Below are 22,461 nucleotides of genomic sequence, written 5' to 3'. Positions count from 1 at the left end.
ACCGTATCGCTCTCCTTGTGTGTAAATACAATCGTATGGTGTGCATTATAGCAAGTATACTCTTAAAAAACCACTTAAGGAAAGAGTGTTCAGGAATAAGAGACAATCGATTTTTCGATAACGGGGCTTTTGCGAAATAATAAGAAAATACTTATGAGAAGCACCCCTGCCGATAAAATAAAACCGCCGGTATATTCGGTACCCGTTGTCACAGTGGCTGCGGCAAGCGGACCGATCAGCTGGCCGATACCATAGCTTGCTGTGAGACCGCCCATAATCAGCTGTGGTTTTAAAGGCTGCAGCTGTCTGGCAAGCATCATTGTTAACGCTACGATGCCCATGAAAGAGCCTCCATAGCCGATGGCAGAGATTACAGCAAATCCTGTGGTTGGAGAAAGTATAGGTAACAGCACTGCTGTTGTCTGCAGGATATAAGCGCTTTTCAGAGCGGAAAGTAATCCAATCCGATTTTGCAGCCAGGACCAGAATAAGCAGGAAGGGATAACTGCTGCACCAACAACTGCCCAAATATAAGAAGGAGATAGACCGAGTTCTCCTTTAGAAGACAAAAGGGAAATAATAAAGGTTCCAAATATAATGTATCCAAAACCCGCACAGCCATAAATAACGTACAGAGCCTGCACCGCCTTTGGATCCGGGTCACTCCCGGAAATAAAGGATGCCTTATCTGAAGAGGCTCCCTGATCGGGAAGCTCAGGCAGTTTCAGCTGAAGACCGAGCCAGATTAACAGGGACAGCACCAGACTGATAGCCCCGAAACCAAGCCATGCGCCCTCCATTCCAATCTTTTCGACCAAGGCAGGGGTAAACAGGCCGGAGAGCAGAATACCGCCTCCAACGCCTCCATAGAGCACCCCGGATACAGGCAGCCGGTCATACCTTCTTAATTTATTCAATACAAAAGCAGCAACGAGGACAAAAACGAGTCCACTTGCCACGCCTGAGAGAAGACGCCATATAAACCAGGGGAAAAGAGAACCGCTCCATCCCATTGCAGCTGTGGTGATAATACTAACAGCCAGCCCCGAATAAATAATACCTTTCCCTGGTTCAAGGCGGCGGGCCCACATCGCTCCAATGAAATAACCTGTGTAGTTAGCGGAAGCCAGAAGTCCGGCAGAAAAAGGAGTCAGTCCCTGGTTTTCCATTGGAGGAAGAAGCGGTGTAAAAGCAAATCGCCCGATTCCCATCACAACCGATAGAGCAAGAAATCCGGCTGCCATATAAATAATAGGTGTCCATTTCATTGTATCAGCCTCTTTTACGTAGTTCTTATTTCTTTTTTTGATGTATTTCCAATATTTTCAATTAATTATGAACTTAAAAATAGATATTCTTTTTAATGAAACTGCTATATGGTCCTATATTTAAAAACGAAAATTATTAAGTATAAAGACTTATATAAAAAGAAAGAAAATATATGTGGGGGGAGGCTGCGCTTTGTTTATTTTATGGCGGTCGTTCTTATTTTACACCAGATGTATCATTGGCAGTGCATAATGTTGAAACACAGCGGCTCTATTTGCGCTGCATCAAATGGCAAGCTATGGGGGATGGAAAAAAGGCTGTTTAAACGAAGAAGGAGATAGAGGATATAAAAGGTAGACAGAATATCTGATTGATTCGTTACAGGGTTGGAATAAAGCATTACGGGCTTTCTATGAACAGCAGAAAAACTAAAATAAAAAGCCGGCACCTTCTTATAAAGAAGGGACCAGCTTATTTTCCGGTGTACTGCTGTATTTATCATTAAAAGCTAAAATAGGGCACGATGCGCAGCTTTCATTGATTCCGGTGCAGGTAACCATGCATTCTATTTTTCCTTTATTGTATACCTGGGATAATTCCTGTTTGACATAACAGTCAAGTTTGGAGCAGAAAACCAGCTGTTCTGAAAGAGCATATTCCATCGTGTGCACCTCCCTTATTATTTGCCTTAAAAAGTATCTTCATACTTCTATATACCCATTATATGAGTGTAGAAACAACAATATGCCACATTCTTATAAAAAATATTTATAAAATTAAGGATAAAATGTTTAAAAAGCATTTAAATAAGGAAAATATTACTAGTATATGTAATGGTACATGAATTGCCTTTCTTTACCCGGAGGACTGTTTTGTTGTACCGGAAAGGGGAGGCTGACATGAAACACGGAAGATACATACTTTTTCTTATATTTCTTTCAGTCCTGCTGGCTGGATGCGGAACACAGAGTACAGATTCAGTTCTTCTGGAAGAAAGTCCGGAAACCCCCTCTTTTTTTCTGGTTTCCAATGAAGATAACATGACAGAAGAAAAACCTTTTTACGACGCACTTCTTACTTATTCCAATGCATGCGGAGAAGCCGGAGGGGCGGCGGTGGAAATCTTAAGTCAAACAGCTGGAACCGAAAGCGGCCCTGCGTCTTTTCTTTTTGTGGAGCAAGAGCAGGAAACGCCATATGACGGCGAAGTTGATGCAGAGAGCATCTATGGTTTTATGGAAGAACATTCCCCGTGTACGTCGGAAAATAAGTACTAAACAGTAGCAACACTTTATTTCTGAGAGTATAATGAGGAAAATGATGTTTGTTGATAGAGAGAGGTAAACTGCAATGAAAGATAATTATATTTCAAAGGAGTTCGCTGATTCACTCGTTGGTCAGACTATTGATTCAGCACAAGTGGGCGTTACGATTACCGATCCCTCCCAGCCGGATAATCCCATTATCTATTTAAACAATGGTTTTACCAAGATTACAGGCTACACGAGCATTGATACGCTGGGACGTAACTGTCGATTTCTGCAGAGTGATGTAGCGGGAGAAGAAGCGGTTGAAGAAATGCGCCGAGGCATAAAAGAAAAAAAGCCGGTTACCGTCGAATTACGTAACCGTCGCAAAGATGGCAGCGTTTTTTGGAATGAAATTTACATAGAGCCTCTCTATAGAGAGGGTAAGCTCTATTTTCTCGGCGTGCAGAAAGATATCTCCAAACAAAAAGAGTATGAAGAAAACCTGGAAAAAACCCAGGAGCAGGTTTCACAGCTTTCCACGCCTATCGTACCTATCACAAAAGAATTTTCCATTCTTCCTGTGATTGGGGATTTATCCTATGAGCGATTTGAGACAATCCGCAATTATATATCGGAAACCTATCATTCGATGCACTACTCTTATCTGGTACTGGATTTATCCGGACTGGGTAAATACGATGATATGGTGGCAGACGGCTGTTGAATCTGAATCGACTTCTAAAGATGCTTGGGCTAAACTCATTATTACAGGGCTTTCTCCGGAGCTGTCCATTGCCTTTGTAACGAGAAATATTAATTTAAGCGATATTCAGACAGCATCCACTGTGAAGAGTATCTTGAAGCAGTATGGTATAACGTAAAAAGCCGAAAATCCCAAAAGGGGTTCTCGCTTTTTTAGTGTTAGTTTTTCTTTTTTAAATTCCCAATGCCTTCCTGGGCTTTACCTTTTGTTTTATCTTTTTTTCCATCGGCCTGCATATCCGGATCATTTTTTGCATTTCCTACCTGATCTTTTACTTCACCTTTGGCTTTGTTAACAGTGCTTTTTGCTTTGTCGCTGAAATCTTTTTATCTGCCATTACGTTTCGCTCCTTTTGTAAGTTGATACTTTTCTATTCCTTTCCTTCAGGGAAATGAAACCGGATTATGATATACTAACGGCTGAATAAGGAGGGTAATCCTATGGACAAAACAAGGAATCCACTTTCGGCACTTCTATTCAATCGGTAGACGGGCACTATTGATTCTGGATCTGCTTCAGGAAAAGCCTGAAGGAATGGGAGTAACGGAACTGGCCAACAAGATGGATGTAGCTAAAAGTACGGTACCGTATGCTGACGTCATTGCAAAAGAAAAAATATGTAATGAAATGTCGGATAAATACATGCTTGGCTTAAAATGCCTGAAATAGGCGAAGCTATGTCAGCCGTCTTGATATACGAACGATAGCCTCCCCTATATTAGAAGCGCTTTCCAAAAGAACAAAAGAAACGGTTTCATTTGTACTATGGATGAAGGAGAAGTTGTTTATATCGATAAAAAAGAAAGTGAAGCCGTCATACGATGTTTTCCCAGATTGGAAAACGTGCCCCTGTTCACTGTACGGGAGTAGGTAAGGCAATGCTTGCTTTTTATCCGGAGAAACAGATTGAGTCTATTCTCGACAGGCATCCTATGCAAAAGTTTACGGAAAATACGATTACGACAAAAAACAAATGATGCCCCAGCTGGCAGCTATTCGCAAAAAATGGCTGGGCGCTTGATGATGAAGAACACGAAGAGGGGATTAGCGTGCGCGGCAGCACCCGTATTTAATCGAAACAGGAGGAGAAATAGAGGCAGCTATTAGTATCGCAGTCCCAATGATTCGAGTGAAAAACGAAGATTTTGATAGCTATATAGAGGAAATCAAAACAGCTGCTCATGAAATATCAAAAGCGATGGGTAGTAAAGGAGCTTCTTGACGGCGCTTTCAAAATGAGTATAATAATAAAAATACATGGAAGTATTTTTATTTAACCTTATTAAGGAACGGTGTTCCTTAATAAGGAACAAGGAGGAGCTATGAAAAACAAGATACTTGAAGTATTAAAAGAGAAAAAGCTGGCAGCTATTATTCGTACAAACTCGAGTAAAGATCTGGATAAAACGATTGAAAGTCTTTACAGGGGAGGTATTCATTTTATTGAAGTGACATTAAATACTCCCCGGGCCCTGCAAGTTATAGAAGAAAACAAAGATCTTTATGATGATTTGTATCTTGGCGCCGGAACGGTTCTGGATAAAGAGTCTGCGTCAGCGGCCATCAGAGCAGGAGCTTCTTTTCTTTTGACCCCAACTCTTGATGAAGACGTAATAAAAACTGGAAATCAGTATGGAGTGCCCGTCATTCCGGGAGTCATGACTCCAACGGAAATACTGGCTGCTTACCGGGCTGGAGCCGAGTTAGTGAAGATTTTTCCAGCTCATACGTTAGGCAGTTCGTATCTTAAAGATGTGAAAGGACCGCTCCCGTTTGTAGAAGCAATGGCAGTAGGAGGTATATCAAAAGACAATATGCCGGAATATTTACAGAAAGGCTGGCATTCAGCTGGCATTGGAAGTTCCCTTGTGAATCCGGAATGGATAAAAAATCAGGAATTTGAACGAATCGAAAAGCAGGCAGAGATATTTGTAGACCTTGTGCGTCAGACAGAAAGGAAATAGAGATGAAATATATTATGCTTATTGATTCAGGAACAACAAATTCCAGAATCAAGCTGGTAGAGCAATATTCTACAAAAGTTAAAGACTCGGTAAAGGTGGAAGCAGGAGTCCGGAACACCGCAATAAATGGCACAAACGAAGAATTAAAAAAAGCAGTCAAGCAAGGGATGGAAAAGCTCTTAAAAGATAACAACATCCAAAAGCAGGATATTAATTATATTTTAGCATCCGGGATGATCACATCGAATTTAGGCCTGCATGAGGTACCTCATCAAGAGGCACCGGCGGATGCAGAGAAACTGGCCGCTGCTATGGAAAGGTGCTCTCTGGAGGAAATGCTTTTTATACCATGTTATTTTATTCCAGGCTTGAAAAGTATAAAAGAATTGAAAGGCCGTAAAGAGGTGCTGGACGTGATGCGCGGCGAGGAAACAGAAGCTATTGGCCTGATGGAGGTAATGCAGCTTTCAGGAAATGGAACACTAATGCTTCCTGGTTCGCATACCAAGTGGATTAGAGCGAATGGTCAGGGAGAACTGCTTTGGAGTTCCACCAGCTTAAGCGGAGAATTATTAAAGGCTGTACAGTCCAGGACTGTTCTTTCTGATTCGCTTCCAGAGACCCTGATAACTAAACTTGATGAACATGCATTGTGGAAAGGGTTTTCAGCTGCAGAAAGAATGGGAGTAAACAGGGCATTGTTTCAGATTCGTCTGCAGCACTTATCGGGCGAGACAGAGGAAAATGAAAGGGCTAATTTTTTAGCCGGCGTCATTTTCCACTCGGATATTACTGCGTTAAAAGAAATGCATCAGCAGAATGACGGATGGGTACTGGTAGGGGGATCCTTTCCTTTAAAGGATGCCGCAGCATCTTTAATTAAACGGGCCCTTCCGAAAGTGGAAGTAATAGAAGCTTCTTCTGATGAAGTGGAGCAGGGAGCCTTAAGAGGGCCACTGTTAATAGCAGAAAATAAGGAGGAGTTATCAACATGAAAATTACAGGATACGAATTATTTCAAGTGCCGCCGAGGTGGCTTTTCTTGAAAATTGAGACGGCAGAAGGCATCACAGGCTGGGGGGAACCAGTTATCGAAGGAAAGGCCCATACAGTTAAAGCTGCTGTAGAAGAAATGATGGAGCAGCTTGTAGGACTGGATGCCCGGAGAATTGAAGATCACTGGAATATGCTTTACAGGTCCGGTTTTTACCGTGGAGGACCTATTCTAATGAGTGCGCTGGCTGGTATTGACCAGGCCTTGTGGGACATTAAGGGGAAATATTTTAACGCCCCCGTGTATGAACTGATGGGAGGCGCTTGCCGTAACTCTATTGGTGTGTATTCCTGGATCGGCGGGGACAGGCCTTCAGATGTAGGGGCAGCTGCCAAAGCAGCGGCAGATTCCGGGTTTGCTGCGGTGAAAATGAATGGTACAGAAGAGCTTCAGTATATTGATTCCTATCAAAAGATTGATGAGGCTGTAGAAAGAGTAGCTGCTGTAAGAGAACACGGCGGAAAGTATATGGGAATTGGAATTGATTTTCATGGGCGTGTGCACCGGCCGATGGCAAAAATTTTGCGAGAAGAAGCCCGTGCTTCCTGAAAATAATGAAGCGCTGCGCGATATTGCCAGGCATACTCATATTCCCATTGCCACAGGAGAAAGAATGTTTTCCCGCTGGGATTTCAAACCTCTGTTGGAGGATGGTTATGTTGATATTATACAGCCGGACGTTTCCCATGCTGGAGGGATTACGGAAATGAAGAAAATAGCTTCCATGGCTGAAGCATACGACGTAGCGCTTGCCCCCCACTGTCCGCTGGGTCCGATAGCACTTGCTTCATGCCTTCAGGTGGATGCTACTTCCCATAATGCCTTTATTCAAGAACAAAGTCTGGGTATTCATTATAATAAAGGAAGCGACCTGCTTGATTATATAAAGGATAAGACCGTATTTGACTACGAGGATGGAGAAGTCAAAATACCATCAGGTTCGGGTCTTGGCATTGAAATAAATGAAGACTATGTAAGAGAACAAGCCCTTAAAGGCCACAATTGGAAAAATCCAGTATGGCGCCATAAGGATGGCAGTATTGCCGAATGGTAAAAAAAGCCGGTCCGTTTTGTAAGACGGACCGGCTGCTTGTATTACAATCTCTTTCGGGAGATAGCCTCCCGGATTAAGGATAACGCTTCCTGCGTCTGCTGTTTTCTCTTCACGCAGTAATTCACATACAGAGTATCAAGCAGGGACAGCTCAGCAATCCTGGAAGCCAGTGCTTCTGAACGATATTCGGTTTCCTGAGCTACTGTGTACAGAGAAATATCTGCCTGTTTTGTAAGAGGAGACTTCGCATAGTTAGTAATAGCAATAGTCCGGGCTCCTCTGCTCTTAGCTACTTCGAGCACTTCAAGCAGGTCTTTATTGGCCCCGGTATGAGATATGAAAAAGGCAGCATCTTTTGGCTTAAGCTGAGAGGCGGCCATCAGCTGTAGATGATTGTCGGTGTAAGCCAGGCTTGAGAGACCGGTGCGCATGAATTTGTGCTGGCCGTCCTGCGCCGTTACGCCGGAACCACCGCTGCCGTAGAAATGAACCTGGCCCGCTTCCAATAGGATAGTCAATGCTTCCTGGAGTGTTTCTTTCTTCTGAATATCCCTTGTATGGGCAAGGGCCGTCATATTGGATTGAAATACTTTGTTCATAATCGTTGTTTCGGAGTCTTCCTCTTTTATATCTTCATGAATATCTTCAATAGGTGTTACAAGTTCAGAAGCAAGTGAAATTTTCATTGCCTGATAGCCTTTAAATCCCAGATGCTTACAAAATCGAAAAACCGTAGCATCTGCTACATGAAGATCGTCAGATAATTGGTTAATGGTAGAATGAATAATTTTTTCGGGATTTTCTAACACATAATCAGCAATCTTTTTTTCTTTTACGCTCATTTGTTTATAAGAAGAATGAATACGGTGAAATACATGAGGGACGGATGCATCGGCCATATAGGGCTCCTTTCCGAATCTGCTTTCCTGATAGTGTAAAGCAAACATAAAAAGAAGAAAAGTTAAAAGAAAAAAATTTTCAGGTTGTTTAAAATTTTATTTCTTGTATAATAAAAAAATAAGAAAAATATTTTCATAAGAGTAAAAATGAAAACGCTGTAATTATACAGGGAGGCACAATAAATGAAAGCGATTATTGGAATTGATATAGGCACAACAAGTACGAAAACGCTCGCATATGGTACTGATGGCCGCATATTCTCAGAAATAGAGAAAGAATATCCGCTTTATTCGTCGATTCCTTCAGAAAAAGAACAGGATCCGGAAGAGGTGTATGCTGCTGTAATCGAAACATTAAGAGAGACAGTAACCACTTTGAGAGAGCAGGGAGTAGATACAGCCGGAGTGGGATTCAGCTCAGCTATGCACAATATTATGGCTGTTGATGAAGGTGGAAATCCCCTTACCAGGCTCGTTACCTGGGCAGACCAGCGCTCGGTAAAAGAAACGGAAGCTTTAAAAGAAGGTAGCGGGCATGAGATTTTTCTGCGGACGGGCACGCCAATTCACCCAATGTCACCGCTCACTAAATTAATGTGGTACCGGGAACATGAGCCCGATCTTTTTAAGAGGGCAGCAAAATGGATTTCAATAAAAGAATTTGTTTTCTACCGGCTGTTTGGCACATACGCAGTCGATTATTCGATTGCTTCTGCGACAGGGTTGTTTCATCTTAAAAACCTGGATTGGGATGAGGAAGCCTTACAGACAGCAGGAATTACAAAAGCGCAATTATCTGATCCGACCGACACGAATACTATCTTCACAGGCCTTCAAAAAGAGCTTCAAAAAGAGATTGGCCTGTCAGCTGAAACACCCTTTGTTATCGGTGCAAGTGACGGTGTACTTGCCAACGTAGGTTCAGGCGCGCTGGCTCCCGGAGTAGTAGCCTGCTCGATTGGAACAAGCGGTGCTGTCAGAACAGTAATTGACCAGCCTTATGTAGATCCGAAGCAGCGGATTTTCTGCTACGCTCTCTCCGAAGGAAGATGGGTGATCGGCGGACCGATTAATAATGGAGGTATTGCGCTGCGCTGGGCTCGTGATAAATTATTTCCGGATTTGAAAAAGCTGGCGGAAGAGGAAGGTAAAAATCCATATGAGGTTTTGAATGAGATCATTGATTCGGTGGCTCCTGCTTCAGATGGTTTGATATTTCTTCCTTACTTAATAGGAGAAAGAGCTCCCTTTTGGAATTCTGATACAAAAGGTATGTTCTTTGGACTAACGCTTCATCACGGCAGAGAGCATATGCTTAGAAGCGTGATGGAAGGCGTCATGATGCAGATGTACTCTGTTGTTATTGCTTTAATGGAAGCCGGCGTAGAGCCAAAGCAGTTCAGGGCAGGCGGAGGCTTTGCTCGTTCACAGATATGGAAGCAGATGATGGCGGATATGTTCGAAACAGAAATTGTGATTCCGGAAAGCCACCAGGGCTCCTGCTACGGAGCGGCATGGATGGCGATGGAAGCACTTAACATGGTGGAAAGCCTGGACAGCATAGAACAGACTATTTCCATCGATGAAAAAATACCCAATTCAAAAAAATGTAACGGCATATAGAGATATTAAGCCGATTTTTTACGGATGGCAAGAGACCTGCAGGATGAGTTTAAAGCAATATCTGATGTGCAGCGCTCCCATGCGGAAGGGAAAAGACAGCTTTCAGCTGATCATGAGGAGGAAATACTATGACAACATCAACGCCGTGGCTCGTTATTGTTGCGGTACTGGCAGTCGTTCTACTTTTATTTCTAGTAATGAAGACAAAGCTGCAGCATTTATTGCATTACTGCTTGTCAGCTTTATCGTAGGACTCGCTGTTGGGATGCCGCCTGGTGAAATTATAGAAACGATTGAAGCTGGAATGGGAGGGACCTTGGTTTTTATTGCAGTAATTATTGGACTCGGGGCGATGTTCGGGGAAATGCTGCGTGTCTCCGGAGGGGCCGACGCCTTGCATTGACGCTGATGGACAAATTTGGAGAGAAAAATGTTCCGTGGGCGCTTTCTCTAACTGGTTTTATTATATCTATACCTGTGTTTCTCGACGTGGGCCCTTGTTATTTTAGTACCGATTCTATACAGTTTAGTCCAGCGTACCGGTAAATCCCTGCTTTATTTTGGGATGCCGCTTTGGCAGGGCTTGCAGTCACCCATAGTTTTATTCCGCCGACGCCGGGGCCAATTTCTGTAGCAGCTCTTCTTGGAGCAGATCTAGGATGGTTATCTTATTTGGCGTGATTGCCGGAATACGGCGGTAGCTATTGCCGGTCCGATTTTTGGTAAATATATTGGCAGCAAAATTCAGGTAGGCGTGCCTGAATATATGATGGAACAGATGAAAGAAATGGACTACGACCGTGACCTTCCAAGTTTTCGAAGCGTTGTAGCTATTATTACGCTTCCGCTCGTGTTAATTCTGGTTAACACAACTGCTGATCTTATTCTTGAAGATGGAAGCACGCTGCAGGTAATACTTACGTTTATTGTCATCCATTTGTAGGCGCTTACCATGGCAGCTCTTTTGACCTTTTACATTTTTGGTATCCGCCGTGGCTATAAAAAGAAGAAATACAGCAGATCACTACAAAAGCGCTCGAACCTGCAGGCATTATTATTCTTGTTACTGGTGCCGGCGGGGTGTTTGGTGAAATGCTCATTCAATCTGGAATAGGGGATGTACTTGCAGATTCGATGCAGAGCGTGCAGATGCCGCTGATGTTATTTGCTTTCATCACAGCGACGATCGTAAGAATCGCCCAGGGCTCGGCAACGGTATCAATGATAACCGCAGCGGGTCTTGTGGCACCGCTTTTGGACACCTATAACGTCAGTGACCCGATGCTTGGCCTTCTGGTTATTGCCATTGCCTCCGGCGCGACCGTTGTGTCCCATGTAAACGATTCTGGCTTCTGGCTTGTAAACCGCTATTTTGGATTAACTGAAAAAGAAACGCTTCAATCATGGACAGTAATGGAAACGATCATTGGTGTTGTTGGCTTTACTGTCGTATTCATTATCAGCTTTTTCGTATAAAACAAGAGGAGGACATATATTATGAAAATTGGATTAGTAGGATTGGGAAAAATGGGGTTTAATATTGGAGCGCAGATGCTGGAGAAAAAGCACGAGGTAGTGGCTTTTGATTTGAATAAAGAGTTCGCGGATTCGTTTGTAAGTGAAGGGGGTACAGCGGCTGACAGCCTGCAGGATCTGGTGCAGCAGCTGGAGACGCCTCGCGTTATCTGGGTTATGGTGCCGGCCGGCGAACCGACAGAAAAGGTGCTTAATGAAATAGCGGGGCACTTAGACGAAGAGGATATTCTAATTGATGCAGGAAATTCGCACTACAAGGAATCGGTAGAACGTCATAAGGCGCTCTCCGAACGTGGTATCCGGTTTATGGATATGGGCACAAGCGGCGGTATTTCCGGTGCCCGCAACGGAGCCTGCTTTATGGTAGGCGGGGCTAAAAGTGCCTTTGATCACATTGAGCCGGTTCTTGATGACCTATCTGTCCCGGACGGCTATCACTATTCAGGAGAAGGCGGAAGCGGGCACTACTTGAAAATGGTGCATAATGGCATCGAATATGGAATGATGGCGGCAATTGGAGAAGGATTTGACCTTCTCGAAAAAAGCCCCTTTGACTATGATTATGAAGGAGTAGCCAAAGTGTGGAACAATGGTTCGGTTATCCGGGGCTGGCTCATGGAATTAATGGAAGAAGCGTTCAAAGGCGATGCGAGACTCGATGATATAAAAGGTGTTATGCATTCTTCCGGCGAAGGAAAGTGGACTGTAGAATCGGCGCTTGATATGGAAATGGCGGCACCTGTTATTACGATGGCTTTAATGATGAGATATCGTTCGCAGGAGGATGATACATTTACAGGAAAGGTTGTTGCGGCACTGCGCCACGGATTCGGTGGTCATGCAACAGAGAAAAATACCGGTAAGTAAATGACCAAAAGCTGTTCCCTGTTAATAGGGAGCAGCTTTTTTTATAGAATATGGCGGAATTGATTGGATTGTTCTTCCAATTCTTCAGCGGCCCGGCTGATTATATGAAAGTCTTCCGCAGCCTTCTTAATATGCAGCTGGCTGTCTTTTACTCCCTGCTGGGAACGAGTGGTGCCTTTGCTTATTTTGTCTACTTCCCGGGTAATACCCTCTACATGGGTATTAACTTCTTTTGTTGACTCCTGCGCCCGGGTGGCAAGCTTTCTTACTTCTTCTGCTACAACGGTAAACCCGCGTCCATGTTCACCGGCTCTTGCTGCTTCAATAGCAGCATTTAGTGCAAGCAGGTTGGTCTGGGCCGCAATCTCCCTGATCGTTTGCACAATATCATTAATAGAGGCTGCCTGTTCCTCCAACGATTGTAACGTACTCAGGTTTTTATCTGCCTCTGCTGCTATACTATCAGCATTGTTCAAAAGGTTTTTGCTTCTTTCTACGCCGCCCTGTGCCCGGTTTAATAAATTTTCAGCCATTCCCTGGATACGTGACGACATAGCCGTGATTTCCGTTTCCCGGGGTGTAATATCTGTAGCGATTTTAATAACGGCGCTGACTTTCCTGCGTTCATCAAATACCGGCATGTAGGTGGCTTCTAAAGTGATTACTCTGCCACTGCGGGTGATACGCTGGATTTTATCTTGAAAAGAGACGCCGGAACGTAATCGCTTCCAAAAGTTTACATACTCCATACTGTTAACGAAGTCGGGCAGGCAGAGTTCTTTATGGTGCATACCAGCTAATGCTTCGGCAGTATACTCAACGGCGTCTGCAAATAGAGCGTTTGCCCATAGAATGGTGCCGTCCGGCTTAAATTCAATCATAGCAAGAGATTTTTCCATAGAAGCTAGTACGGCCTGCTGCTCGAGTACCTGGTGTGAACGAGTTAGTGTAGTCATGATGTGTCCTCCGATTTACATAATAGGTGTAAACTATATATCGGCAGAACATAAAAAACATTAATAATAAATAGTAACTATTTTAAATATACTATAAATATTTTAATATTTTTAAAATTTAAATTGATATATTGCAAAAAATGCATAAAAAAAGAGTCTGGCTTAGAAAAGTCAGGCTTCTTAATCAGTATTATGTATATATAGCAGGGTTAGGATACATCAAACGAAAAATTCTACGCTTGCAGCAGGGTAAGCCGAGCAGGTATCCGAGCCCTGCATTCTGGTAATTCCCTCATCGAAGGAATTTATTTGTTTGTCATAGTTATGCTTTTACTTTTGTTTTCTTTGTTCTTTTCTTAAATAGCGGCTTTTTCTCAGCTTTAACAACAGTAGTTGAATTGTTCTGCTGTTCAGCATCTTTGCCATAAAGCTCTCTTGCTTTAGTGTACATTAGTGTCAATTAATAACCCTCCTTTTTATCTTCTTATAAACACTTTTCCCGCTGTGTTTTTTCTCGCAAACATACGATTTTACAGACAAAAATCAGTCGGCGGATTACCTGGGAAATAAATTGCTTATAAGGGAAAATTAAACCATTTTTGAAGCACTGTCAATAGAAGAATTTCAATAAAGTTCTATAAATTTAGATAATTTCTCTAAAGCGCTTCTGACAGTAAATACAGCGGATTTATAAAAAGGAAAAATTCTTTTTTTGCAAAGAAAAACCACTCCTTTTCAAGAGCGGTTTTTCAGGAAATTAAGAGCTTGTTTTTAATGCTCTTTTTAAAATTTTACCGGTTGCGTTTTTCGGAAGTTCTTCGATGAATTCAATATCAGCAGGAAGTTTAAATTTGGCCAGGTGCTGGCTGCAGAAGTCGTGAACATCCTCTGTTGTTAATTCTTTATTTTTTGTCACAACAAATGCTTTAATTTTTTCTCCGTATGATTCATCCGGCTCTCCGAGAACCGCTGCTTCTACGACATCCGGATGCTGATATATGACCTCTTCTACTTCCCGGGGATACACATTATAACCGCCTACAATGATGAGATCTTTTTTGCGGTCTACAATGTAAATGTAGCCGTCTTCATCCATCCGGGCGAGGTCACCGGTATGAAGCCAGCCGTCGCGGATAGTCATGCTGGTCTCTTCGGGAAGGTTTAAATAACCTTTCATTACATTAGGACCCTGCACAATCAGCTCTCCCACTTCATTGCGGGGCACTTCCCTGTCTTCCGGGTCCACGACTTTATTTCGAATTCCGGGAAAATCCACGCCGACGGAGCCGGCTTTTCTTTCCCCGTTAAGCGGGTTAAAAGCTGTAACTGGAGCACTTTCTGAAAGTCCGTATCCTTCTAGAATCGGCACTTCAAATCGCTGCTGGAATCGTTTGAGAAGCTCTACCGGCATAGATGCACCGCCGGAAATACAGAGACGGATGGAAGAAAGCTCTTCTTTTCCGATATCAGGCATCTGATTAATAAAGTTATACATTGTCGGTACCCCTGCAAATAAAGTCACCTGATGCTTCTGTATGGCTGCCACGGTTTCTTTTGGACTAAAGGCAGGCATAATAACAATAGGTACTCCTTTAATAAGAGAGGCGTTCATTGATACCGTCATACAGAAAACATGGAACATCGGCAGTACCGCCATAGAGACATCTTTTTCTTCGTATTCCATGGCATCTGCGGTAGCCAATGCGTTGGAAAGTACATTTTCATGCGTTAAAATGGCTCCTTTTGGCCGTCCGGTCGTACCGGATGTATAAAGAATAACTGCGGTATCGTCTTTTGTAAGGGTAATGTCGCTTAATGGCGCCTGGTTTTCATCTAGCAGGGAGGAAAAAGAGATATAATCCGACGAAGGCTCAAGGTCTTCTCCTGTTAAGATAACGTGATCGAGAGAAGAGAGCTTATCTTTTGCCTGCAGCAATGGGTCCTTCATTTTTCCTATACCAACGATAGCTTTTGCTCCTGAGTTGGAAAGAATAAACTCCAGCTCACTTGCCGTATACATTGGGTTCATCGGGACAACGGCTGCTCCGATACGAAGGATGCTGTAATACGCAAATTCGGGAGAGTTACCGAGCAGAAGTGCTACGCGATCACCCTTTTGGATGCCGAGAGATTCCAGCACGCCGGCGGCCTGATTAATGTTTTCAGCAAGAGAAGAGTAAGTGAAGGGCTGATCCTGCCATATGTAAGCAGGAGAATCAGCGGAGACAGCTGCATCTAAATAATCTATCAGTGTAGTCAATAAATGAATCCTCCTTTTTAAAATAATGAATGAATGGTCATTCAATGTAAGCGATAACAAACTACTACAATAAACATAATCTCTATGAACATGTCAAGAAACGAATCCCTGCTGAAAATAAAGAAGCGGGCTTTATGCCCGCCTCCTGTTAATTATCTGTCTGTTTTCCGAAGTAAAAAACACCTATGGCCCAGGATAGAATCATTAGTATACATACTCCAATGAAGAACGGCACAGGGCCAAATTGGAAAATAAGCGGAACGGAAGCTGCAGTAACAAGACCCCCGCCCACCATCGGCTCAAACAAAATCTGCTTGTAGCCAAATGCAGTCATTGCCGGTGATTTATTATCCGGATCCGCTACTTTCATCAGCAGCAGCCCGGTAGCCGCCACGCCGGTGGCCTGTCCGAAATCACCCATTCCCCTTTCAAACCAATAGGAGGGAATCATGCGTGGAGCGAGATAAATAAAGCCAAACACGTTCAGCAGAATACCTCCTACTGAAAGAATAATAAATGGAACAAAATATGTTCCCAGCACTGATAAGGCGAGAGTAGCAAGAGCACTTACGATTAAAATATCAAGAGCCAGCCCCTGAATCCGGTTAATCAGCCCGCGGTCGATCGTTTCATCGTATTTAGTGAAGATGAGCTGGATAATGATTCCGCCGATCATCGCAAACGGAAACAGTGGAATATATTCGAATAAAAATACGTCCGTCCATGCTCCCCATGTAACGGTTTCGAGCCAGACGAAAAGCATTAGCCTATAAAAATGGCCAGAGCGACGTAGGCGACGTGAAGAGCCAGCGGGTCAATCGAAGTAGGGGATGTAGTCATTTCTCCGGCAGATTCGCGGTTTTTCTGTTCTACGATACCAAGCTGTTTTTCCACAGAAACATCGTCAGGATGCTCCAGTATTTTCGCACGTCCGGTTCTTACCCCCAGTTCAGCATAATAATTCCTACTATAACACCGGAGAGCACCCCGACCGTAGCTAAGCCTATAGCAAGATCATAGCCTTCTGGAAATCCAATTTGTTCAAATGTACCCTGCAGGCCGGCCGCTGTTCCGTGTCCGCCGACAAATCCGATTTCAATCAGTGCTCCGGCTGCAGGAGGCAGATCGAAAAATGGAGTTAAAATCATCATAGCAAGTCCAAGTCCTACTACGTATTGTCCCCACGAAAGCGTGTAGCCGAGCGCTATCTGCGGACCACCTGTTTTCCACATGCTCTTAACGCTAGGGAGCGCAAATCCAATGAACAGGCAGGCGAATACAATATTAATCAGAAGCCCTGGGAGAGCAGCCCATGTGTCGTACATTGCTTCTGTAAAAATACCGTATTCCATTACATTGCTCCCTGTGACGGCACCGATGATTCGACCCAATACTTCCGGACCGAGCAGCAGTGCCAGAAAACCGCCAATAAGCGAGCTTGGAAGAAACAGTTTCTGCAGCGTTACAGACTGCAGACGGATCCATTTGCCGATAACCAGAACAATACTGATGATCACAATAGCAAACCCAATCGCATCGTAAGACATAATACCCCGCCTTTTTATGTATGTTTATTAAAATATTAACATAATTGCAAGCGATTTTAATTCTTTTTTCTATAGAAGGAAGGAAAGGAAGTTCCTCCTATAGAAAAGGTATAGTATAACGAAGGAAATGATACATAGGTGGGATAAAATGGAGAAACCGTATATTTTAGCATATGGAAGAGTAAGTGAAGAAGCACTGAATAAGCTCGGACAGGATTATGAAACAGTTTATTTTACCCAGGGAGAAAATCTGGAAAACGAGCGCTTTCGCAACGTGTTAAGAAAAGCAGAGGCCATCGTAGGTGTAGAGCTTGAGGTGAACAAAGAGCTGCTCGAACATGCTCCAGCCTTAAAGGTTGTCAGCAATGTAGCAGTAGGTTACGATAATCTTGACGTGAAAGCGCTATCTGGAAGAGAGATCGCCGCATGTCATACGCCGGACGTTCTGAATGACACGGTCGCTGACGCTGTGTTTGGAATGATCCTGGCCTCAGCCCGGAGAATTCCCGAAATGGACCGATTTGTAAAAGAGCAGAAGTGGACCGGCGTCATGCCGGATGACAAGTTCGGTGTAGATGTACATCATAAAAAAAATAGGCATTATTGGCATGGGCCGCATCGGAGAAGCGATAGCAAAGCGGGCCAGCCTTGGATTTGATATGGATGTTTTATATCACACCCGTTCCAAAAAGGAAAAAGCAGAACATGAATACGGAGCGGTTTATCATGAATTACCAGACCTGCTGGAACAATCCGATTTTGTCGTACTCATGACGCCGCTCACTCCGGAGACAAAAGGGCTGATGGGAACAGAAGAATTCCGGAAAATGAAAGCAGACTCTATTTTATAAATGCTTCCAGGGGAGCGGTAGTAGATGAAGAAGCACTGGTTCATGCGCTGAAGAATAAAGAAATCCGCGGCGGCAGCACTTGATGTGTTTCAACAGGAGCCGATTCAGCCGGACCATCCTTTTTTAACGATGGAACAGGTTATAACTCTTCCCCACCTCGGCTCGGCAACGGCAGAGAACGAAAATAATATGTCCCTGCTCGCAGCAGACAATGCTCTTAATGTACTGAAAGGGAAGACACCGGCATATATAATAAACCCAGAAATACAGAAAGGGGAATGAACATGACTGAAAAGTATACAGCAGAAGCAGTCAGTCCGGCCGAATGGTATGAAAAAGACGAGGAGCTTGTGTGGCACGCCATGCGTCCCGGAAGCAAAAAGCGTTCCTTTATTGCCTCAAAAGCAGAAGGATCATGGATTGAAGATATAGAGGGAAACCGTTATCTTGATGCTATGGCCGGTCTTTGGTGTGTAAATGCAGGCTACGGCCGCAAGGAAATAGCTGAGAGCGTATATGAGCAGCTGCTGGACATGCCCTTTTACCCTTTGACGCAAAGTCACAAGCCGGCGATTGAACTGGCTGAGAAGCTAAACGAATGGCTGGGCGGAGATTACGTTATCTTTTTCTCCAACAGCGGATCAGAGGCAAATGAAACAGCTTTTAAAATAGCAAGACAGTATTTTCATCAAAAAGGAGAGGCAGCGCGGCAAACGTTTATCTCGCGCTATCGTTCTTATCATGGCAATACGATGGCGACGCTTGCCGCAACCGGACAGGCGCAGCGCAAATATAAATACGGTCCCGGCCTGCCTGGATTTGTTCATGTGTCACCGCCGGATCACTACCGCTCGGGAATGGAAACAGAAGCCAAAAGCAACGAAAAAGCAGTACAGGATTTGGAAAACGTGATGAACTGGGAGCTTGGCGAAACGATCGCTGGTGTGATTATGGAACCGATTATTACCGGCGGAGGTGTTCTCGTTCCGGGCGATACGTATATGAAGCGAGTGCAGGAAGCATGCCAAAAAAATGGGGCTTTGTTGATCTCAGATGAAGTGATCTGCGGGTTCGGCCGAACCGGTAAACCCTTTGGCTTTCAGCATTTTGATGTCCAGCCGGATATTGTAACGATGGCAAAGGGCATCACAAGCGGCTACCTGCCGCTGTCAGCAACTGCTGTGAAGCGGGAGATCTATGAATCATTTCAGGGTACGGAGGCTCATGATCATTTTCGGCATGTAAATACATTTGGAGGAAGCCCGGCCTCATGCGCCGCAGCGCTTGCCAACCTCGAAATTATGGAGAAGGAACAGTTAAGTCTCCGCTCAGAAGAGCTCGGTAAAGAACTTCAGGAGTCCCTGCAGGAATTGCTGTCCCTTCCTCATGTAGGGGATGTCAGGGGAAGAGGGCTTCTGGCCGGTATTGAATTTGTGGAAACAAAAGAAAACAAAACACCGTGGGAAGAAGCAAAAGTAGCGCAGATAGTAGCACGATGCAAAGAAAAAGGTATGATTATCGGAAAAACGGCGGATACCGTAAACGGCTATAATAATATTATTACGCTTTCGCCTCCGCTGAATCTTACCCGTGAAGACTTTGATTTTATGGTGAAAACGCTGAAGGAAACCATTCATGAAGTGGTAACGCAGTAAAAATAAATAAAGTTGATCTATGCCACCAGATAAAATAAGATCTGGTGGTTTTTCTGAGTTTATTGGTATAGACAACTATAACAATAACTTGCTATACTGTATGAAGAAAGAATGGCAAAGGAAGTGATAGAATGAGCGAAGAATGGATTATAAAAAATGTTCGTATCGTGAATCCGGAAGAGGATCTGGAACAAGCGTTTATTCATATACAACAGGATAAAATTAGTAAAGCAGCTTCTATGGAAGAATGGGAAGTATATAAAAATGAGATAACGATTGAAGATAGAGCAATACTGGATTTTTCCGAAGAAGAGAATGTTTTTCTAGTGCCGGGTTTTGATATTCATATTCATGGAGCCAACGGCAGCGATGTAATGGATGGAACACGGGCAGCTCTTAAAACAATGGCTTCCTTTCTGCCTGGAGAAGGAACGACAAGCTTCTTAGCTACGACAATGACCCAGCATCCGGACAAGATCAGGCAGGCGCTTGAACAGGTGGGAAGCTGTCAGACAGAAGAACGGGCTGAAGCTGAATGCTTGGGCGCTCATGTGGAGGGCCCTTTTTTCACGAAGGAAAAAGCAGGTGCACAGCCGGGGGAATATCTGCGTCAGGCAGACACTGCTCTTTTTAAAGAGTGGCAGCAGGCAGCATCTGGAAAGGTGAAAATAGTATCGCTGGCGCCTGAGCAGGATCCGGAATTTCTGCTTACATCTTATTTAAAAGAAACGGGAGTCGTCGCTTCCGCTGCGCACTCCAATGCAAAAGCCGGTCTCGTTCGATCGGCACAGAAGCACGGGATTTCCCATGCCACACACTTATATAATGGGATGAGCGGTCTGCATCACCGAGAACCGGGACTGGCAGCGGAAGCGCTTCTTAATCCGGACATCACCATAGAAATGATCGTAGACGGGGTACACATCGATCCTGACATGGTTAAGCTCGCCTACCGCCTAAAAGGCGCTGCTTCTACACTGCTTATTACTGATTCCCTGCGCGCCAAAGGACTGCCGGATGGGAAGTATGATCTTGGAGGGCAGCAGGTGACCGTTAAAGGAAACAAGCCGTATTTAGATGATGGAACGATAGCCGGCAGCGTACTGCCAATGAATGAAGCCTTAAAGAACATGATGTCATTCAGCGGCTGTTCCCTGCAGGAAGCGGTGCGGATGGCTTCCTGGAATCCTGCGAAGTTAGCAGGGGTGCTTGATAGAAAAGGAAGCATCGAAGCAGGTAAAGATGCAGACTTCGTTTTGATGAATAGAGAAGGAGAGGTACTCAAAACATGGTGCAGAGGACATCAGGCATATCAGAAAGGAGAATGACGGTGCGTTTAGTAGAAACAGCTGATTATAAAGAAATGAGCGAAACGGCTGCCCGCATGCTGTATGAAAAAGTGGCAGAAAGGCCTGATACCGTGCTCGGTCTGGCAACAGGAGGAACTCCTGAAGGAACATATGCTGCACTTGTTAAAAAATAAAAGCAGAACCATTGAATCTTGACGGTCTTCAGACATTTAATCTCGATGAATACGCCGGACTTTCCCCGGCTGATCCAAACAGTTATTATAAATATATGGAGAAAAAGTTCGTAAGTCCGCTGCAGCTTAACAAAAGGCAGTGCCATATTCCAAATGGACAAGCAGAAGATTGGGAAAAAGAGGCAGAGCGTTATGAAAAGATAGTGAAGCAGTCGGGTGGAATAGATCTTCAGCTTTTAGGTATTGGAGAGAATGGACATATTGGATTTAATGAACCTGGGACCTCTTTTCATTCCGCAACGCACGTCGTTACACTAAATCAAGAAACCAGAGAAGCGAATGCAAAATATTTCAAGCGGCAGGAAGATGTTCCTGAAAAAGCGATTACTATGGGGATTGGTACGATTATGAAAAGCCGCAGTGTACTGTTGATTGTGTCAGGAAAAAGAAAGGCGGAAGCGCTCAAACGGCTGATGGACGGAGAAGTGACAGAAGCTTTTCCTGCATCCGTTCTGCACAATCATCCGGATGTGACGATTATTGCTGATAAAGAAGCGGTCTCACTTCTTTCGTAATTTAGAAAATGCGTTTATGACAATATGCCAGGAGGACGCCATATGATTGATAAACAGTCTCCGCTTCCGATTTATTATCAAATTCAGGAGCTGATACGAAAAAAAATTGAAAAGAAAGAGTGGCAGACGGGTGATGTTCTGCCTTCCGAACGTATTTTTGCGGAGCAGTATGAAGTTAGCCGAATGACTGTAAGACAGGCAGTAACCGAACTTGTGAACGAAGGCCTGCTCCGCAGAGAAAAAGGAAGAGGAACCTTTGTAGCAGAGCAGAAATTTACCCAGACGCTGCAGGGTCTGACAAGTTTTACGGAGGATATGAAGGCCCGGGGGCTGAAGCCAAGCAGCCGTCTAATAAGCTTTAATATCAAAGAGGCTGCGGGAAAAACAGCCCGGGTGCTCGGTTTGAATGATGGAGAAGAGGTATACGAAATACAGCGTATACGGTTAGCAGATCAATCGCCAATGGCCATGGAAACGACGTATATTTCAACAAAGATGGTTCCCGGCTTAACAGAAAGCATCGTTCAACATTCTATTTACGAATATGTAGAATTAGAGCTTGATCTGGCAATTGGATATGGAGAGCAATCCCTGGAAGCTGCTTTGTCTACGGAAAAAGAAGCTGATCTTCTGGATATAGAACAAAACGATCCTATTCTGCTTATATCAAGAATCACTCATCTTCAGAATAAAACTCCGTTTGAATATGTGAAGTCCGCCTATAGAGGCGATCGTTATAAATTCAGCATTCAAATGCCGCGAACCTGAACAAGATAAAAGCTGTAACCTATAGCAGTTTCTTAACAGAAAAAAAAGGCCGATTCTGCGGCCTTTTTTTCTGTTAAAGCAGTTTTT

The 22,461-nt window shown here is 44.0% G+C and carries 26 protein-coding genes and 5 pseudogenes; 21 read left to right on the top strand and 10 right to left on the bottom strand.

Going from position 1 to position 22,461, the window contains the following annotated elements; genetic code table 11:
* Nucleotides 1-89: 89 nt before the first annotated feature.
* Nucleotides 90-1,268, bottom strand: a complete 1,179-nt coding sequence (locus tag MMY81_RS22710; RefSeq protein ID WP_252314650.1) for a YbfB/YjiJ family MFS transporter — start codon at nucleotides 1,266-1,268, stop codon at nucleotides 90-92.
* A 453-nt stretch (nucleotides 1,269-1,721) separates the two neighbouring features.
* Entirely contained in the window at nucleotides 1,722-1,931 is a 210-nt protein-coding gene (locus MMY81_RS22705; protein ID WP_252314649.1) for a hypothetical protein, read from the bottom strand.
* A 237-nt stretch (nucleotides 1,932-2,168) separates the two neighbouring features.
* Here MMY81_RS22705 and MMY81_RS22700 point away from each other — a divergent pair, with 237 nt between their 5' ends.
* The 3 genes from MMY81_RS22700 (at nucleotide 2,169) to MMY81_RS22690 (ending at nucleotide 3,400) form a co-directional block, all read left to right on the top strand.
* Nucleotides 2,169-2,546 carry a hypothetical protein gene (locus MMY81_RS22700; RefSeq protein WP_252314648.1) on the top strand — a complete coding sequence of 126 codons (378 nt, stop codon included), beginning with the start codon at nucleotides 2,169-2,171 and terminating at the stop codon, nucleotides 2,544-2,546.
* Between the two features lie 73 nt (nucleotides 2,547-2,619).
* Entirely contained in the window at nucleotides 2,620-3,243 is a 624-nt protein-coding gene (locus MMY81_RS22695) for a PAS domain-containing protein (RefSeq protein ID WP_252314647.1), read from the top strand.
* Nucleotides 3,218-3,400 carry an STAS domain-containing protein gene (locus tag MMY81_RS22690; RefSeq protein ID WP_252314646.1) on the top strand — a complete coding sequence of 61 codons (183 nt, stop codon included), beginning with the start codon at nucleotides 3,218-3,220 and terminating at the stop codon, nucleotides 3,398-3,400. Before MMY81_RS22695 ends, MMY81_RS22690 begins: the two co-directional genes overlap by 26 nt.
* 40 nt (nucleotides 3,401-3,440) lie before the next feature.
* On the opposite strand, the pseudogene MMY81_RS22685 reads toward MMY81_RS22690, so the two are convergent.
* Nucleotides 3,441-3,584: pseudogene (locus tag MMY81_RS22685) on the bottom strand (CsbD family protein); the annotation flags it as partial.
* A 196-nt stretch (nucleotides 3,585-3,780) separates the two neighbouring features.
* On the opposite strand from MMY81_RS22685, the gene MMY81_RS22680 reads away from it, so the two are divergent.
* The 6 genes and pseudogenes from MMY81_RS22680 to dgoD all read left to right on the top strand — a co-directional run bounded on the left by MMY81_RS22680 (nucleotide 3,781) and on the right by dgoD (nucleotide 7,354).
* A complete protein-coding gene (locus MMY81_RS22680; RefSeq protein WP_252314645.1) occupies nucleotides 3,781-3,951 on the top strand; it encodes a helix-turn-helix domain-containing protein in 171 nt (56 codons plus the stop codon).
* Between the two features lie 152 nt (nucleotides 3,952-4,103).
* The gene (locus tag MMY81_RS22675; RefSeq protein ID WP_252314644.1) at nucleotides 4,104-4,259 is read left to right on the top strand and encodes an IclR family transcriptional regulator domain-containing protein; all 156 of its coding nucleotides are present in this window, start codon (nucleotides 4,104-4,106) and stop codon (nucleotides 4,257-4,259) included.
* 95 nt (nucleotides 4,260-4,354) lie between these two features.
* On the top strand, nucleotides 4,355-4,504 hold the full coding sequence (locus tag MMY81_RS35690) for an IclR family transcriptional regulator domain-containing protein (RefSeq protein WP_374562626.1): 150 nt from the start codon (nucleotides 4,355-4,357) through the stop codon (nucleotides 4,502-4,504).
* A 100-nt stretch (nucleotides 4,505-4,604) separates the two neighbouring features.
* Complete coding sequence (locus MMY81_RS22670) at nucleotides 4,605-5,246, top strand: bifunctional 4-hydroxy-2-oxoglutarate aldolase/2-dehydro-3-deoxy-phosphogluconate aldolase (RefSeq protein WP_252314643.1); 642 nt, start codon at nucleotides 4,605-4,607, stop codon at nucleotides 5,244-5,246.
* A 2-nt stretch (nucleotides 5,247-5,248) separates the two neighbouring features.
* Nucleotides 5,249-6,241 carry a 2-dehydro-3-deoxygalactonokinase gene (locus tag MMY81_RS22665; protein WP_252314642.1) on the top strand — a complete coding sequence of 331 codons (993 nt, stop codon included), beginning with the start codon at nucleotides 5,249-5,251 and terminating at the stop codon, nucleotides 6,239-6,241.
* A pseudogene (gene dgoD / locus MMY81_RS22660) lies at nucleotides 6,238-7,354 on the top strand (galactonate dehydratase). Before MMY81_RS22665 ends, dgoD begins: the two are co-directional and overlap by 4 nt.
* Before the next feature lie 41 nt (nucleotides 7,355-7,395).
* On the opposite strand, the gene MMY81_RS22655 reads toward dgoD, so the two are convergent.
* Nucleotides 7,396-8,253 (bottom strand): MurR/RpiR family transcriptional regulator, encoded by an 858-nt coding sequence (locus tag MMY81_RS22655; protein ID WP_252314641.1) that lies wholly within the window; start codon nucleotides 8,251-8,253, stop codon nucleotides 7,396-7,398.
* Nucleotides 8,254-8,436: 183 nt separating this feature from the next.
* Here MMY81_RS22655 and MMY81_RS22650 point away from each other — a divergent pair, with 183 nt between their 5' ends.
* The 5 genes and pseudogenes from MMY81_RS22650 (at nucleotide 8,437) to gnd (ending at nucleotide 12,279) form a co-directional block, all read left to right on the top strand.
* Nucleotides 8,437-9,876: a gluconokinase gene (locus MMY81_RS22650; RefSeq protein ID WP_483882498.1), complete on the top strand. Its 1,440-nt coding sequence runs from the start codon at nucleotides 8,437-8,439 to the stop codon at nucleotides 9,874-9,876.
* A pseudogene (locus MMY81_RS35685) lies at nucleotides 9,836-10,557 on the top strand (GntP family permease). Before MMY81_RS22650 ends, MMY81_RS35685 begins: the two are co-directional and overlap by 41 nt.
* 73 nt (nucleotides 10,558-10,630) lie before the next feature.
* Nucleotides 10,631-10,819, top strand: coding sequence for a GntT/GntP/DsdX family permease (locus MMY81_RS35680; RefSeq protein WP_374562601.1), 189 nt, complete (start codon nucleotides 10,631-10,633; stop codon nucleotides 10,817-10,819).
* A gap of 68 nt (nucleotides 10,820-10,887) precedes the next feature.
* Nucleotides 10,888-11,352: a GntP family permease gene (locus tag MMY81_RS35675; RefSeq protein ID WP_374562624.1), complete on the top strand. Its 465-nt coding sequence runs from the start codon at nucleotides 10,888-10,890 to the stop codon at nucleotides 11,350-11,352.
* Nucleotides 11,353-11,373: 21 nt separating this feature from the next.
* Nucleotides 11,374-12,279: a phosphogluconate dehydrogenase (NAD(+)-dependent, decarboxylating) gene (gnd, locus tag MMY81_RS22640; RefSeq protein ID WP_252314640.1), complete on the top strand. Its 906-nt coding sequence runs from the start codon at nucleotides 11,374-11,376 to the stop codon at nucleotides 12,277-12,279.
* A gap of 41 nt (nucleotides 12,280-12,320) precedes the next feature.
* Here the strand turns inward: gnd and MMY81_RS33610 are convergent, their stop codons facing one another.
* The 6 genes from MMY81_RS33610 to MMY81_RS22610 form a co-directional block, all read right to left on the bottom strand.
* Nucleotides 12,321-13,235, bottom strand: coding sequence for a methyl-accepting chemotaxis protein (locus MMY81_RS33610; RefSeq protein WP_274622845.1), 915 nt, complete (start codon nucleotides 13,233-13,235; stop codon nucleotides 12,321-12,323).
* Nucleotides 13,236-13,557: 322 nt separating this feature from the next.
* A complete protein-coding gene (locus MMY81_RS22625; RefSeq protein WP_252314639.1) occupies nucleotides 13,558-13,695 on the bottom strand; it encodes a hypothetical protein in 138 nt (45 codons plus the stop codon).
* A 297-nt stretch (nucleotides 13,696-13,992) separates the two neighbouring features.
* Nucleotides 13,993-15,495, bottom strand: coding sequence for a long-chain-fatty-acid--CoA ligase (locus tag MMY81_RS22620; RefSeq protein ID WP_252314638.1), 1,503 nt, complete (start codon nucleotides 15,493-15,495; stop codon nucleotides 13,993-13,995).
* A gap of 148 nt (nucleotides 15,496-15,643) precedes the next feature.
* Complete coding sequence (locus tag MMY81_RS22615; protein ID WP_252314637.1) at nucleotides 15,644-16,258, bottom strand: sodium/glutamate symporter family protein; 615 nt, start codon at nucleotides 16,256-16,258, stop codon at nucleotides 15,644-15,646.
* Nucleotides 16,258-16,389 (bottom strand): hypothetical protein, encoded by a 132-nt coding sequence (locus MMY81_RS33475; protein ID WP_256497989.1) that lies wholly within the window; start codon nucleotides 16,387-16,389, stop codon nucleotides 16,258-16,260. Before MMY81_RS33475 ends, MMY81_RS22615 begins: the two co-directional genes overlap by 1 nt.
* Nucleotides 16,390-16,433: 44 nt before the next feature.
* Complete coding sequence (locus tag MMY81_RS22610) at nucleotides 16,434-17,042, bottom strand: sodium/glutamate symporter family protein (protein ID WP_252314636.1); 609 nt, start codon at nucleotides 17,040-17,042, stop codon at nucleotides 16,434-16,436.
* Between the two features lie 148 nt (nucleotides 17,043-17,190).
* On the opposite strand from MMY81_RS22610, the gene MMY81_RS22605 reads away from it, so the two are divergent.
* From MMY81_RS22605 to MMY81_RS22580, 7 genes and pseudogenes are all read left to right on the top strand, one after another.
* Entirely contained in the window at nucleotides 17,191-17,700 is a 510-nt protein-coding gene (locus MMY81_RS22605; protein WP_252314635.1) for a Rossmann-fold NAD(P)-binding domain-containing protein, read from the top strand.
* A pseudogene (locus MMY81_RS35670) lies at nucleotides 17,618-17,976 on the top strand (NAD(P)-dependent oxidoreductase). The gene MMY81_RS22605 and the pseudogene MMY81_RS35670 overlap by 83 nt, the downstream one beginning before the upstream one ends.
* 1 nt (nucleotide 17,977) lies before the next feature.
* Nucleotides 17,978-18,175, top strand: a complete 198-nt coding sequence (locus MMY81_RS35665; RefSeq protein WP_374562596.1) for a hypothetical protein — start codon at nucleotides 17,978-17,980, stop codon at nucleotides 18,173-18,175.
* 2 nt (nucleotides 18,176-18,177) lie between these two features.
* Entirely contained in the window at nucleotides 18,178-19,548 is a 1,371-nt protein-coding gene (locus MMY81_RS22595; protein WP_252314634.1) for an aspartate aminotransferase family protein, read from the top strand.
* Nucleotides 19,549-19,679: 131 nt separating this feature from the next.
* Entirely contained in the window at nucleotides 19,680-20,876 is a 1,197-nt protein-coding gene (nagA, locus tag MMY81_RS22590; RefSeq protein WP_252314633.1) for an N-acetylglucosamine-6-phosphate deacetylase, read from the top strand.
* A gap of 2 nt (nucleotides 20,877-20,878) precedes the next feature.
* Nucleotides 20,879-21,606 (top strand): annotated as a pseudogene (gene nagB, locus MMY81_RS22585) (glucosamine-6-phosphate deaminase).
* A 42-nt stretch (nucleotides 21,607-21,648) separates the two neighbouring features.
* The gene (locus MMY81_RS22580; protein ID WP_252314632.1) at nucleotides 21,649-22,374 is read left to right on the top strand and encodes a GntR family transcriptional regulator; all 726 of its coding nucleotides are present in this window, start codon (nucleotides 21,649-21,651) and stop codon (nucleotides 22,372-22,374) included.
* Nucleotides 22,375-22,461: the final 87 nt, after the last annotated feature.

The organism is Sinobaca sp. H24 (assembly GCF_023845525.1).
Note: the sequence above shows the minus strand (reverse complement) of the source record. Positions and strands in the feature narration are given on the sequence as shown.

Bases quoted from the DNA above. Each gene is read 5' to 3' on its own strand.
- MMY81_RS22605 (WP_252314635.1), top strand. From the start codon at position 17,191: ATGGAGAAACCGTATATTTTAGCATATGGAAGAGTAAGTGAAGAAGCA.
- MMY81_RS22700 (WP_252314648.1), top strand. From the start codon at position 2,169: ATGAAACACGGAAGATACATACTTTTTCTTATATTTCTTTCAGTCCTG.
- MMY81_RS22695 (WP_252314647.1), top strand. From the start codon at position 2,620: ATGAAAGATAATTATATTTCAAAGGAGTTCGCTGATTCACTCGTTGGT.
- MMY81_RS22610 (WP_252314636.1), bottom strand. From the start codon at position 17,042: ATGTCTTACGATGCGATTGGGTTTGCTATTGTGATCATCAGTATTGTT.
- nagA (WP_252314633.1), top strand. From the start codon at position 19,680: ATGAGCGAAGAATGGATTATAAAAAATGTTCGTATCGTGAATCCGGAA.
- MMY81_RS22650 (WP_483882498.1), top strand. From the start codon at position 8,437: ATGAAAGCGATTATTGGAATTGATATAGGCACAACAAGTACGAAAACG.
- MMY81_RS22690 (WP_252314646.1), top strand. From the start codon at position 3,218: ATGATATGGTGGCAGACGGCTGTTGAATCTGAATCGACTTCTAAAGAT.
- MMY81_RS22595 (WP_252314634.1), top strand. From the start codon at position 18,178: ATGACTGAAAAGTATACAGCAGAAGCAGTCAGTCCGGCCGAATGGTAT.
- MMY81_RS22670 (WP_252314643.1), top strand. From the start codon at position 4,605: ATGAAAAACAAGATACTTGAAGTATTAAAAGAGAAAAAGCTGGCAGCT.
- MMY81_RS22580 (WP_252314632.1), top strand. From the start codon at position 21,649: ATGATTGATAAACAGTCTCCGCTTCCGATTTATTATCAAATTCAGGAG.
- MMY81_RS22655 (WP_252314641.1), bottom strand. From the start codon at position 8,253: ATGGCCGATGCATCCGTCCCTCATGTATTTCACCGTATTCATTCTTCT.
- gnd (WP_252314640.1), top strand. From the start codon at position 11,374: ATGAAAATTGGATTAGTAGGATTGGGAAAAATGGGGTTTAATATTGGA.
- MMY81_RS22615 (WP_252314637.1), bottom strand. From the start codon at position 16,258: ATGCTTTTCGTCTGGCTCGAAACCGTTACATGGGGAGCATGGACGGAC.
- MMY81_RS22665 (WP_252314642.1), top strand. From the start codon at position 5,249: ATGAAATATATTATGCTTATTGATTCAGGAACAACAAATTCCAGAATC.
- MMY81_RS33610 (WP_274622845.1), bottom strand. From the start codon at position 13,235: ATGACTACACTAACTCGTTCACACCAGGTACTCGAGCAGCAGGCCGTA.
- MMY81_RS22705 (WP_252314649.1), bottom strand. From the start codon at position 1,931: ATGGAATATGCTCTTTCAGAACAGCTGGTTTTCTGCTCCAAACTTGAC.
- MMY81_RS22710 (WP_252314650.1), bottom strand. From the start codon at position 1,268: ATGAAATGGACACCTATTATTTATATGGCAGCCGGATTTCTTGCTCTA.
- MMY81_RS22675 (WP_252314644.1), top strand. From the start codon at position 4,104: ATGTTTTCCCAGATTGGAAAACGTGCCCCTGTTCACTGTACGGGAGTA.